The 13,464-nt window shown below is 47.1% G+C and carries 11 protein-coding genes and 1 other RNA gene; 8 read left to right on the top strand and 4 right to left on the bottom strand.

Annotation, left to right across the window (positions count from 1 at the left end):
* Positions 1-49: 49 nt before the first annotated feature.
* On the bottom strand, positions 50-238 hold the full coding sequence (gene rpmB, locus K8S15_10255) for a 50S ribosomal protein L28 (protein MCD4776416.1): 189 nt from the start codon (positions 236-238) through the stop codon (positions 50-52).
* A gap of 131 nt (positions 239-369) precedes the next feature.
* On the opposite strand from rpmB, the gene ssrA reads away from it, so the two are divergent.
* From ssrA to K8S15_10240, 3 genes are all read left to right on the top strand, one after another.
* Positions 370-719, top strand: a transfer-messenger RNA (tmRNA) gene (ssrA, locus tag K8S15_10250).
* A 112-nt stretch (positions 720-831) separates the two neighbouring features.
* A complete protein-coding gene (locus K8S15_10245; protein ID MCD4776415.1) occupies positions 832-1,524 on the top strand; it encodes a transposase in 693 nt (230 codons plus the stop codon).
* Between the two features lie 5 nt (positions 1,525-1,529).
* On the top strand, positions 1,530-1,820 hold the full coding sequence (locus K8S15_10240) for a hypothetical protein (GenBank protein ID MCD4776414.1): 291 nt from the start codon (positions 1,530-1,532) through the stop codon (positions 1,818-1,820).
* An 88-nt stretch (positions 1,821-1,908) separates the two neighbouring features.
* Here K8S15_10240 and nifJ read toward each other — a convergent pair whose 3' ends face one another.
* From nifJ to K8S15_10225, 3 genes are all read right to left on the bottom strand, one after another.
* Complete coding sequence (nifJ, locus tag K8S15_10235) at positions 1,909-5,442, bottom strand: pyruvate:ferredoxin (flavodoxin) oxidoreductase (GenBank protein ID MCD4776413.1); 3,534 nt, start codon at positions 5,440-5,442, stop codon at positions 1,909-1,911.
* Positions 5,443-5,485: 43 nt separating this feature from the next.
* Positions 5,486-6,862 carry an asparagine--tRNA ligase gene (gene asnS, locus K8S15_10230; GenBank protein ID MCD4776412.1) on the bottom strand — a complete coding sequence of 459 codons (1,377 nt, stop codon included), beginning with the start codon at positions 6,860-6,862 and terminating at the stop codon, positions 5,486-5,488.
* Positions 6,863-6,968: 106 nt separating this feature from the next.
* Positions 6,969-7,943 (bottom strand): TIGR01212 family radical SAM protein, encoded by a 975-nt coding sequence (locus tag K8S15_10225; protein ID MCD4776411.1) that lies wholly within the window; start codon positions 7,941-7,943, stop codon positions 6,969-6,971.
* Between the two features lie 95 nt (positions 7,944-8,038).
* Between K8S15_10225 and K8S15_10220 the strand changes: the two genes are divergently transcribed.
* The 5 genes from K8S15_10220 to K8S15_10200 all read left to right on the top strand — a co-directional run.
* A complete protein-coding gene (locus K8S15_10220; protein ID MCD4776410.1) occupies positions 8,039-8,356 on the top strand; it encodes a hypothetical protein in 318 nt (105 codons plus the stop codon).
* Between the two features lie 2 nt (positions 8,357-8,358).
* Positions 8,359-10,791, top strand: coding sequence for a hypothetical protein (locus K8S15_10215; protein MCD4776409.1), 2,433 nt, complete (start codon positions 8,359-8,361; stop codon positions 10,789-10,791).
* A gap of 301 nt (positions 10,792-11,092) precedes the next feature.
* Positions 11,093-11,908: an arylamine N-acetyltransferase gene (locus tag K8S15_10210; protein MCD4776408.1), complete on the top strand. Its 816-nt coding sequence runs from the start codon at positions 11,093-11,095 to the stop codon at positions 11,906-11,908.
* Positions 11,881-12,429 (top strand): DUF4416 family protein, encoded by a 549-nt coding sequence (locus tag K8S15_10205; protein MCD4776407.1) that lies wholly within the window; start codon positions 11,881-11,883, stop codon positions 12,427-12,429. The genes K8S15_10210 and K8S15_10205 overlap by 28 nt, the downstream gene beginning before the upstream one ends.
* Before the next feature lie 238 nt (positions 12,430-12,667).
* A partial coding sequence (locus K8S15_10200) for a methyltransferase domain-containing protein (GenBank protein ID MCD4776406.1) occupies positions 12,668-13,464 on the top strand: 797 nt, incomplete at its 3' end.

Here is a 13,464-nt window from a genome sequence, read left to right as displayed (position 1 = left end):
AAAACGGGAATGAAATACATTCCCGCTTTTCTGAATATGAAGCTCTTAACTAGACTTTCTGGACCTTACCGGATCTTATGCAGCTTGTACAGACTTTAACTATTTTTGGTTTGCCGTTAACAAGGATTCTTGCTTTCTGAAGGTTCGGTTTCCAAACGTGCTTTGTATGTCTGGCCGAATGGCTGACTCGATTTCCAACTGAAGGTCCTTTACCACAAATATCACATTTCCAGGACATTTTAACTCCTAATTGTATTTACTGATTCAAATGAGAATCAATTAAATAACTCAATCACGTGTATTTGGCAAGTACCGGGGGTTGACAGGTTAAATATGTTACCCATAATTGAATTGTGTTATTCAGACTACGGGGGCGACAGGTATCGACGGGTTCAGAAGTGGTCTGACGGTTGCATGTCGAGGTATCCGCTGCCTCGTTAAACTTGCGGATAGAAATAACTGCCGCATAATTACGGCACGCTATTCCGTAAACAGGAATAGCCGTCCCCCCCGGAATAGCTTTCCTACCGGGGGATGGGCGGAAGAAGGAAAGCTGGCTGTGAAGCCCCGCTTCCAGACGTAAGCAGCAAGATTAAATGGGAGCTAGTCCTGAAAAGGCCGACCGGAGCCGAAGCAGGATGACATTAATCCGGACTAAACATGTAGAGCCGACAGGTCCCTGTCCTCGGACGCGGGTTCGAATCCCGCCGCCTCCACCAACACTAAGGTCGGACTTACGTATCTTACTTATATACCACAGTTTATATGCATTAGTGAAATAAAATATTTAATTCACTTGCAATGTATTCAGAAAATGTGTAAACTTTAACTATGAAAACTACATTCAGGATTGATGAACCGGGATCATTCCATCATGTGATATCGAGAGCTGTTGATGGCAGGGATATATTTTCCTTACCGGAAAACCAGAAAGATTTCATTTGCAGGTTAGAAAAACTAGTTGAAAAAGAACATCTGAAAATCCATGCCTGGGTACTTATGAGTAATCACTTTCATCTCTTGGCAGAACCACGTAAAAGCAGTCTCTCAAAGTGTATGCAGATATTGCTAACCGGATTCGCAATGTATTACAATAAAAGATCAGAGAGACAGGGACATGTCTTTCAAAGCAGATTCAAATCTATACTTGTTGAAAAAGAGGCATACCTTCTGGAACTGGTGAGGTATATACATCTAAATCCATTGAGAGCAGGTATTATTAAGAAATTAGTTAATTTGGATGAGTACATTTCCAGTGGGCATGTACATATATCAGGTGTATGCAACTACCCATGGCAGGATACAGAACTACTTGAATCGGAGTTTTCAGGTGGAAATCAATCATGGATAGCAAACTATATGAATTTCCTTTCTGATGGATCTCATTGTAACAAATCAGCCCTAAGTAATGGCACATACGTTATGAAGTTGGGAATGATAGGATTACTATCCCACCACGCTCAGCAAGAATCGCTGGTTCAAAAGAATATGCAAAAACGGTTTACAGAGCACTATATGGTGTAAGAAAGATGAAAATAAGAAATAGGAGTCATGAGCATAAGGAAATCGAGGAAGTTATCCTAACCGCCTCAGAGATATCTGGTGTTTCAATTGATACTCTTAGAAAGTCTGGCGGGACAAGAACTGCCACAAGAGTCAGACGCATACTCGCCAAAATACTAATTAACGTATATGGGCTTCAGCAGGCAGATGCTGCAAGATATTTAGGGATATCAGAACCATCTGTAAGTCGGTTTCTAAATGAACGATTAGACCCATCATCCATTATTCTGATGAAAAGTATTAAACGGTCAAAATAAGTAAGATAAGTAAGTCCGACCTTGGAAGCGGTATCGCTTTACAAGGCCGGGGTTATTTCGAATTTCGTGTTACCTTATTACAAGTTTACTATTTCCAGCTCATTTCAGCCATCTGTTTGTAGACATTCCATCTGCGGCTAACCTCTGTCTGTGCTTTCTTCAGAAGCATTGCAGCATGTTCAGGCTTTGTTTTCGTCAGGCTCTTGAAACGGGCTTCATTATACGCGAAATCCTTGAAAGTGATCGACGGATCTTTACTATCAAGCGTCAAAGGTTTTCCATCGATATCAATTTTCCTGGGATCAAACCTGAGAAGAGGCCAGAAGCCGGAATCAACAGCGTTCTTCTGTTCATCAAGGCCGCAGGTCATGTCAATTCCATGCGCGATACAATGCGTATAAGCTATTATGATACTTGATCCCTTATAGCTTTCCGCTTCCGTAAAGGCTTTAACGGTCTGATTGTAGTTCGCTCCCAGTGCCACCTGGGCAACGTAGATATTACCATAGCCGATGCAGAGCATGGCCAGATCCTTCTTGGGCTGTGGTTTGCCTGAATCAGCGAATTTGGCGACTGCAGCCAGAGGTGTAGCCTTGGAGCACTGTCCTCCGGTATTCGAGTAAACGCCGGTATCCAGAACCAGGATGTTCATATCCCTGCCCTGAGCGAGAACATGATCAAGACCGCCGTAACCGATATCGTATGCCCAACCATCTCCTCCTATCGTCCAGACACTCCTGTGTACGAAGTAATCGACTACGCTTTCCAGCATCCTTGCATCTATTGAATCAATCTTCGATAGAGCTATCCGAAGCTCCGCAACCCTTTCCCTCTGATCAGAGATGTCCTTCTCTGTATTCTGCTCTGCATTCAGGATAGCGTCCGCAAGGTTTTCACCCACGTGTGAAGCCAGCTTTTTGAGGAGTTCTCTGGCTATCTGAGTATGCTTATCGGCTGTCAGCCTGAACCCGTAACCGAATTCCGCCGCATCCTCGAACAGGCTGTTGTTCCAGGCGGGACCTCTATTGTCATGGTTTTTGGAGTAAGGAGTGGTAGGCAGGTTTCCGCCGTAAATGGAGCTGCATCCTGTGGCGTTGGCGATTACTGCCCTGTCTCCATACATCTGGGTGAGGAGCTTCACATATGCGGTTTCGCCACATCCAGCGCAGGCGCCGGAGTATTCAAACAGTGGCTGAAGAAGCTGTGATTCCTTGACTATTGAAGGATTCAGTTCGTTGCGGTCGAAGTCTGGAAGATCCAGGAAGAATTTGTAGTTTTCCCGCTCCGGTATTCTAAGCGGTAGCTGATTCGCCATGTTGATGGCTTTCTCATCTGGATTCGTCTTACTCTTGGCGGGACATATATGAACGCATGTTCCGCATCCCGTGCAATCCTCAGGGGCTACCTGAATGGTGAATTTCATTCCTTCGAACTTACGGCCTTTTGCGTCGGTGGACTTGAAAGTCTCATGTGCATTCTCAAGAAGACTACTATCATAAATCTTCATTCTGATGGCAGCATGAGGGCAGACCAGGCTGCAGAATCCGCATTGAATGCACGTTTCAGAATCCCACACGGGGATTTCAAGGGCGACATTCCGTTTTTCCCATTGAGTTGTTCCCGTTGGCCAGCTTCCATCGGCGGGCATATCGGAAACGGGAACATCGTCACCGTCCATCCTGATAATCTTTGCGGTAACACGTTGTACGAACTCCGGAGCTTCTTCCGGTACGGTAGGAGGCATTACTATAGTGCTTGTGACCTTATCCGGATAGTTCACTTCGAAGAGATTGGCCAGTGTCTGATCAACGGCATTGTAGTTCTTCTGGACGATTTCATCGCCTTTTCTACCGTAAGTTTTCTTGATGGCATCCTTAATCTTCTGAATTGCTTCGTCTCTTGGAAGCACACCCGAAATCGCAAAGAAGCATGTCTGCATGATAGTGTTTATCCTTGCGCCCATGCCCGTATCCTTTGCGACATCGTAGGCGTTGATGACGTAGAATTTGATTTCCTTCTCGATCATGGCTTCCTGTACCGACCTTGGAAGCATGTTCCATGTCTCGTTTTTGCTGTATGGAGAATTCAGAAGGAAAGTAGCACCCTTTGCGGCGTATCCAAGTACATCGTACTTCTCAAGGAAAATGATCTGGTGGCAGCCTACAAAATTGGCCGCGGAAATAAGACAGGTTTGCCTGATTGGTTCGGGACCGAACCTGAGATGGCTGACAGTTCTGGAGCCTGCCTTCTTGGAGTCGTAGACAAAGTAGCCCTGCGCGTAGTTATCCGTTTCCTCTCCGATTATCTTGATGCTGTTCTTGTTGGCTCCCACTGTTCCATCCGAACCCAGACCGATGAACACTGCCTGGATTGTATTGGGAAGCTCAAGCTCGAATTCAGAATCAACATCAATCGATGTGTTTGTTACATCATCGTTGATACCGACTGTGAAATGATTCTTGGGCTGCGGCTTCCTGACCTCGTCAAGCACAGCTTTAACTCTGGATGGACTGTACTCCTTGCTGGACAATCCATATCGGCCTCCGATGACTCTGATATCGTTTCTGCCGTTCTCCGCCAGCGTGGTAACAACATCAAGATACAGAGGCTCTCCCGGGGCGCCGGATTCCTTGGTTCTGTCAAGAACTGCGATGTTCCTGACAGTATCAGGTATGGCGTTGAGAAGTGCTTCCTTATGAAATGGTCTGTACAGGCGAACCTTGATAAGTCCAACCTTTTCACCCCTGCTACACAGATATTCAACGGTTTCATGTGCTGTCTCGCAGCCTGAAGCCATCTGCATTACTACTGTATCCGCATCCGGTGCGCCCACATAATCGAAAAGATGATAGTGTCTTCCTGTAAGCTCAGCGTACCTGTCCATGTAATCCTGTACTATTCCCGGGGTAGCAAGGTAATATGGATTGACAGTTTCTCTGCCCTGGAAGTAAACGTCAGGGTTCTGGCTGGTACCCCTTAATACTGGATTGTTCGGATCGAGGCATCTGTTCCTCACCGCGATAACAAGTTCTTTATCGATCATGCTTTTAAGAACATCGTCCTGCACCATTTCTATCTTCTGGATCTCATGACTTGTTCTGAAGCCATCGAAGAAATGAATGAAGGGTATCCTTGATTTTAGTGTTGATGCATGAGCTATCACTGCCAGATCCATTGCTTCCTGAACTGAGGCGCTTGCGAGAAGGGCGAAACCCGTCTGCCTGACTCCCATGGTGTCACTGTGATCCCCGAATATTGACAATGCCTGGCATGCAAGACTTCTTGCAGAAACATGAAATACGGCAGGTGTAAGTTCAGCCGCTATCTTGTACATCGAAGGTATCATCAGTAGAAGGCCCTGCGACGCTGTAAAGGTTGTCGTGAGCGCGCCGGTCTGAAGTGCTCCGTGTACAGCCGCGGAAGCGCCACCTTCGCTCTGCATCTCCTGAACCAGTGGAATCGTTCCCAGGATATTCGTTTCCCCCTGGGATGACCACGCGTCTGCGTATTCACCCATGCCACTGGAGGGCGTGATCGGGTAGATAGCTATCACTTCACTCAGCTTGTGCCCCATACGGGCAGTCGCTTCGTTACCGTCAATAGTGATCATTTTCTTGCTCATTTTGCTCCGTCCTGTTCTATATAGATAAACAATGTTCCGATTATTATATCATCTTTCCTTTTGATCTTGGAAATGGAATTACATCACGTATGTTCTCCATCCCGGTGAGATACATCAGCAGCCTTTCAAACCCCAGTCCGAACCCTGCATGGGGCGCAGACCCCCATTTTCTTATATCGAAGTACCATGAGTAATCATCAAGGTCAATACCGCACTCCCTTGCTCTCGTGCTCAGCACATCCAGCCTTTCCTCTCTCTGGCTGCCACCGACAATTTCACCGACCTGTGGGAACAGAAGATCAGTACAAGCTACTGTTTTCCCATCATCGTTTAGCCGCATGTAGAAAGGTTTTATGATTGCCGGATAATCGGTTACAAAAACAGGGCATCCGAAGTACTCATCGGTAAGAAATCTTTCGTATTCAGTGGATATATCACATCCCCATTCGGGTACGACTTCGAAACTGCTGCTGTTCTTCTTAAGGAGTTCGAATGCATCGGTGTATGTAATCCGCGCGAAATCACTTTCAATAAGCATTCTATATCGTTCCTTGAGTTCCTTTTCGTAAAATTTACTGAAGAAGGAGATATCTTCGGAACACTTTGCGCGAAGATAACGGGCTGTATACTTGATGAAATCCTCTATCAGAAAAACATCATCGTCTAGGTCGAAGAATGCCATCTCCGGTTCGATCATCCAGAATTCCGCCGTATGAAACCGTGTATCGGATGGATCAGCCCTGAAAGTAGGGCCGAAAGTATATACTTTCCCCATTGCCAGGGCAAGAGGTTCGGCCTCAAGCTGTGCGCTTACAGTAAGAAAAGCCTGTCTCTTAAAATAATCCGTCGAATAATCAACATTACCGTTCTTCAGTGTAATGCTGTCAAGCGGCATAGAGGTAACCTGGAAGGCTTCTCCGGCCCCCTCGGCATCGCTTGTGGTTATAAGCGGCGCATGGATAAAGAAGAAACCGTTTTCATCGAAGAACCTGTGGATTGCGAGACTAAGGTGGTGGCTCATACGGAATACTGCGCCAAAGGTATTTGTTCTGGCCCTCAAGTGTGGCAATGATCTTAGGAATTCGATGGAATGCCTTTTCTTCTGAAGAGGATAATCGTCTCCTGCCGGGCCGACAATTTCCAGTTCATCCGCACTGATTTCCCGGGATTGTTCAGCACCCTGTGATTTGACGATTCTCCCTGTAACTCTTATGCAGGCTCCGGTGGCCAGCCCTGAGATGTCGTTGAATTGCTCACGGTCGAATACGACCTGCAGGGGGGAAGTAACTGAACCGTCTGTTATGGATGCGAATGCAACGTTCTTAGCTGATCTTGCAGTTCGGACCCAGCCGTATACGGTTACTTTTTCCTCTTTGCATTCTCCATCGAGAATGCATTTAATGGATGTGCGTTCAATCATCAGGACCCCCAGTTAACGGGTAGTTCCGGAATAAACATCCGGTTCAGTCAAATCTTTAGAATTCGGAGAGTTTAATCTATGAAAGGGGAGGTGATCCTGCAATACTTCAGTCCGGTCTCCAGTGGTCACGGATATTATCCGGTGGACTTTCAACGGATGATCTATTGAATCCCAGAGCTTTTCCCTGCCATGTGTCCCTTCGTTGCATCTCTTCGTGGATTCTGTTCAGGACGATCATTTTATAAAGAGACCATTCGGGGGCGACGGTCAGCTCTTCCGGAGCCTCTCCGGTGAGTCTGAGTATTACTACTCTTGGTTCAGTGTGTTCAAGGAAAAGTATTACCAGATCAACATATTCCTCCATTGTCAGTAGTTCGAATTCACCTGAAGCGAATTGATCCGCAATGAGAGTATTCTTGATTACATGAAGATTCTGAAGCTTGACTCCATCTGTACGGGTCTTCCTTATGAACTCGGCATCAGCCAGAACGGTTTCTACGCTGGAACCGGGATAACCAATTATCATGTGAGCGGAGGAGAATATCTTTCTGGAGTGCAGGGCTCTGAAAGCATTCATGGTTTCACGGGAAGTATGGCATCTGTTCATGCTTTCCAGAATTCTGTCGTCAGAGGTCTGTACACCCAGCTCCACCCAGAGGAATATCCGCCCGGACAGATCCTCGATATAATCAAGCATTGGTTCCTCAAGGCAGTCCGGACGTGTGCATAATGAAAGACCCACCACTCCCGGATGTGATATCGCCTCTGAATAGAGGGCATCCAACTCGACAGGGTCCCCATAAGTTGCCGTATAGTCCTGAAAATAGGGAAGAAAGCATTGCACTCCATACCTTCTGGCAATGTATCTGCAGCCGTCCTCCATCTGCTGCGCGATGGACTTACCCTCTTCAAAAGTCTCAGGACGGCTTGAAAGGGGATTGCAGAAGGTACATCCCATACTGCTGAAGGTCCCATCCCTGTTCGGGCATGTAAAGCCTCCCCACAGGATTACCTTTTTGACTTTGCATCCGAAAACATGTCTGAAAAAACTGTTAAGATTGCGGATTCGTTTGTCTTCCATAAGACTTTCATAATGAATAATTATATCACATTTCTCACGTATTCCCTGCGAAAATCTAACCAAGTTCCTTGTGAAAGCACAGCGCCAACAGTGGTGTGAACCGGGCATATGGCAGTTTATTCAGCACCGGCAAAGATGAGAGGTCAGGTTCTATCCGTGCCAGAAAACTCGACGGTAGTGTTACGCTCGCATACAATGGTTTCAATGCCACCGGAAACAGGGGTCCATCCGCCGGTTGGAACGGAAGCGGTTATTCCGGAATTCTCTATATTGATTTTCTGCACAACTACAGGCTCATGTTCGACTGGGTAATAAGAATCTTGATTTCAAACCGGACGAAGCCTTTGCTTTACCTTATTTCAACCTTAAAGTATACTCATCAGAGTGAATTAAACTCTTACAATAAAGGATAGCTATGAAAACAATCTTTGTTTTGCTGGCGCTGGTTCCCATGGTTGTTGCTGATTGGGTTGACTTCGGCATATCCGACCTTGATCACGCCAATCTGGAAGTGGTGGAATGTACCGCCTCCGGTTTTGTAGTGGATATCACTCTGCCTGGTTTCCAGAACAACCCGGTTACCGGGAACGGAATGACATTCAATTCCATAAGCGTACCGGCCCTTACACCCTACGCAGACGCGGAGGGAGCGCCGATGCTTCCAAAGGCATCCTTCATGGCTGCCATACCTGACAACCCCAACGTATCCATCAGCGTAGAGGTGCTTGAGGAGCCGGTTGTAATCATGAACATTACTCCTTCTCCCATGCAGCCCATTCCTGTGGATAATTCCTACGAGCAGGTCCCCTTCACATACCTGCCGGAAGCTTACAGCCATGGCGCATACCCCTCGCAGGAAGCCGTGTTCGAGGATTCCGGAACCCTTCGCGGAGTGAATATGGGCAGGTTCAATATCATTCCCTTCCATTGGGATGCTGAAACAGGGCTCCTGACGGTAACCCCTAAACTTCGCGTTACTGTTGATCTTGGCGGCACCGTTCATGTCGACCCGAGGCTTCAGAGCAGATTCTTTATAAATACGTACAGAACCCTAATCAATTCGGAAATACTCGGTGAACCCCGAAATTCCATCAACTCCGAGAACTGTGAGCCGGTGAAAGCCTATAACATGGAGCAGGCAAGAGATATCACCGCAGCCGATCTGTTGATAATCGCAGGCGATGGTTTTGTTGACACCTTGATGGACGTTTTCATCGATGCTAAAATGGACCAGGGCTACCTTACCGCCATTGTGGGAGCCGGAAGTTGGAACGAGACACAGATCAAGGATTACATACAGAACGCCTACGATACATGGGTTATACCACCAAGTTTCATTCTTTTCGTTGGAGATGATGAAGATTTAACCGCAGGAACCGGTACCCTTGACTTTTACGGTGACCATTTTGTCGATACCGATAACAGATATGTATGCATGGACGGCTCAAGCGATTTCAGGGCCGATATCTTTCACAGCAGGTTCGTAACTTCCACAATTGATTATCCCATAGTGCAGGAAAAAATCCTCAAATGGCAATTCGACCCGCTGATGGACGCTGGTTTCTGGGGGAATGTTCTCTGCGCGGGATATTTCCAGGCAACCAGCGGTTCCAGCACGGTTGCGCAACGCTGGTTCTGCTTCACATGTGAGACGGTCCGTGACACCTACATGAATATCTACGGAAAAACGGTTCAGCGCGAATACAACAAGAATACTTCCGCCTCACCACCTTACTACTACAGAAACGATCTTCCCAGCGCAGGGCAGCAGATTCCCGGTGATATAGTCTGGGATGGTAACGCGGCAGGTATTCTGTCAAGTATTAACTCCGGAGTTTTCCTTGTTCAGCACAGAGACCACGGAAGTGTTACCGGATGGAGTCACCCGTACTTCAAAATATCACAACTCTCAGGCTTAACAAACGGTGAGATGACTCCCATGGTTATGAGCGTTAATTGCCTGACCGGTCAGTTCTCCGGTAACTGTTTTGCTGAGAACTTCTTCCGGATGGAAGGGGGAGCCGTAGGTGTACTTGCTGCAACGGATGTAAGTTGCAGTTACTGGAACGACTACATCTGCTACGGTTTGTATAAATCCTTTAATGATGAGTACGTAAACCCTCCCGCACTGTACACTGATCCCACAGGGAACTACCTTGCCGGACAGGCTCTGATGTGCTCGAAGATGGAGATGGAGGCTTCAGCTCCAATGTGTCCATTTTCAACCGATCGTACTGAGTTGGAATGGGATCTTTTCCACTGGTTCGGTGACCCAACAATGGATATGAGGACAGCAGTTCCTCATGACCTTACAGTGAGTGCTCCCACCAGCCTGCCAAGTGGTTCCACACAGGCCGCTTTCTCGGTGAGTGAACTGGACGGTATGGTTGAGAATGCCCTTGTATGCATGACACACGATAGTCTCTGGGTAAGCGGCGTCACCGATACCACGGGCAGTGTCACCCTTGCTTTCGACGCTATCGGAAGCTTAAACGATATCTGCTGGATGGTTACCGCCCATAACGCGATTCCCTCAGAGGGTGTTATTAACGGATTGGGAATAAATGATAATCCTGCGGGTGTCATCACTTCGGTGGGAACCCCTCATCCCAACCCTGTCAGCGGTCTTGTTACCTTTCCGGTTACACTATCGAGCAGCGGCAATTTCGAGATAACCGTTTACGATACCGCCGGCAGGGCGATAGAGACGGTGCATTCGGGTGAACTCGATGCTGGCGCACACTCTCTGATATGGGATACACATGCAGTGCCGCAGGGTCTTTACTTGATACTATCCATCGATCCTGCAGGTTCCGTTACTGTAAACAGGGTTATTGTATATAAATAATCACCATTATCAGCCAGGCGGCACTCTCTTCCCCTCCAAGCTTGGCTGTATGCTCCGAAGTATATGACCTGCTTCCCTCACCTCTTGGGTCAAGGAACATTCTTCAGGGAATATCTGACAATTAACGAAGAAGTGTGGCATCTGTTCATATCTTCCAGGATTCTATCGTCAGAGGTCTGTACTCTCAGCTCCGACCACAGCTTGCGGATGCGGTTGTCTTCCATTAAACTTTCATACCTCTTCCGACGGGAAAGCGGTTGTTCAGGCGTACCTGCGGGATAGTAAGAAGGGAAACGATAGAATGAACGATAAACAGAGGATGAAACAGGCCGCATCCGTATTTTTCGATCATTTCGGCGCATTGCCCCATAAACCGGACATCAATTCCCTCGGAATAATCATTTCACATTTCTCACGCATTCCCTGGGAAAACCTGACCAAGTTCCTTGTGAAAGCACAGCGGCTTCCAGCAGAGAACCGGTTGAGGCTGGCTGATACAGTGATAAGAGAACACATAGAGAACGGAGCGGGAGGCACCTGTTTTTCTCTAACTGAAGCTCTGGGAACGATTCTATCTTTTGCCGGTTTTCACTGCCATCCTGTCATGGCTGATATGAATCATGGAGAGAACATACACTGTGCCCTTTCCGTAATAACGGGTGATGGATCACGTTATCTCGCGGATCCAGGATATCTGGTTTCCGTACCGGTACCGCTGGAAACCGGACAATCCCCGGAGTTGGAAATGTACGATGACAGGCTTATCTGGGAACCGGTTGATAACGGCGAAACGTACGATCTCTACACTGTCAACGACAGCGCAAGGAACTGGAAATATCGCGTCAGAATGAACCCGGTAAGCCCTGATGCATTCACTTCTCACTGGCAGAGATCGTTCGACGCGACAGGCATGAACAGCCTTCACCTTAACTGCAGAAACGGTGAAGGAAGACTGTCTGCCCATAATATGAACCTTCGCAGTGTGAATGCTGAAGGAAAGAAAAATGAAAAACTCAGGGATGATTACTCAGAAAAGATCGAGGCGTATTTCGGTCTTAGAAGAGATATAGCACAGGCGGCGGAAAGGGAATGGATAAAATCATGTCGGGACCGGTAGAAGCACCACAGGTTATGCCGATGATAAGCGTAATCACGGCTGATGAAACGCTAAAAGAGGAAACGAAATCCATCCTTGAATCGCGATTCGGTGAAATAGATATTATCAGCGAAATGTACCCTTTCGATCTTTCGGATTATTACGAGAAGGAAATGGGTACTGAGCTTACAAGGCGGTGGTTCAGTTTCATGGAACTTCTTGACGCATCACATCTTGCTGACTGGAAGTATTCCTGCGTCGATATCGAGAACGGTTTTCTCGATAATAATGGCGATCGCAGTGTGAACATCGATCCGGGCTATCTGGATTACGGAAAGCTTGTCCTGGCTTCCTTTAAGAGTGCTCCCGACAAGATATACATGGGGCGCGGGGTATGGGCTCATACCTGCCTGAGATACGGTCATGGAATATTCACAGCCCCCGATCACAGTTTTCCCGATTTCATTGACGGGAGATTCAACGACTTCATGCTGGAAGTCAGACGCAGCTACCGGAGGATTCTAAGATCACCAAAGGAATGATTCCTCTATATACTTTTGTGTTTTCATCGGTGTACCGACTGGACAAACGTTTTTATTTTACCTGAAATAGAAGTAACATAGTCTGTGATAACTGGTTAAATGCATTCCGATATGAAACGACCTGAACGTTTTCTACTTTCTATATACGAATAAAGATCCTGCCTGTCAAACCTTGACAATGAAGCTATCTGCTTGTTAATATAGAACTTACAGATACACTAAAATAGGGGGAGGATTTATGCGAAGCTCAGCTCTGGAATATCTCAGATGTCCCGAATGTAAGGGACATCTATCAATCCACCATACGACCAGGCGAAATAGTGACATCAGATCGGGTACAATGAAGTGCGCGAGATGTGATAATCAGTATCCTATAATACTTGGCAGACCGGCCCTGCTGTCGAACACGGCAGTCAATACCTGGCAGGCTCCCGTGGATGAAGCTCTGGGAGTACCGCCCGGCATTCCTGTTAATGGGCTGCTTTCTATGAACAGACTGAAGAAGATCGGGATTGACAGGTCAATCGAACAATTGCTCAATCGGAGTACAAATACAAAAGCTGTTGAATCAGATCCGAACGCGGTCACAAAAGAACTGCTTGGCAAGGCAAGGTACCGGGATTCGGGCGAATGGTTCAAACACAACGGAAGAGCGGAACGATTACTTACGTTTCCGGCTGAGGGCGGAGTCAATCTTGACATTTTCAAAGAGTTTATGAACGCGGTACAGAGAACAGAGCCGGATGATCTTATCGACCTTCTTTCGGGAGGGGGATACGGTGTAACGCATCAGGCGTTTCAGAACAGTGAACTGAAACGGATTGCCGCGGTTGAACGTGATCTGAAGTGCGTGTGGAATATCCAGTACCGGTTCAAACATATCGGGCGAAGTTCAATCAGCGAAGCAATCGGAGGGGATGTACGGCAGCTTCCCATAGCGTCGGAAAGTTTTGATACCGCAATGACACTGCAGGGACTTGTTGAATTGTTTAAAATCAGCGGATTCCTGCAGGAAGCATACAGAATCATCAAACC

This window comes from Candidatus Aegiribacteria sp., from assembly GCA_021108005.1.
Classification (GTDB): Bacteria; Fermentibacterota; Fermentibacteria; order Fermentibacterales; family JCC-6; genus Aegiribacteria.
The sequence above is the reverse complement of the archived record's forward strand: the minus strand, read 5'-3'. Positions and strand labels throughout refer to the sequence as shown.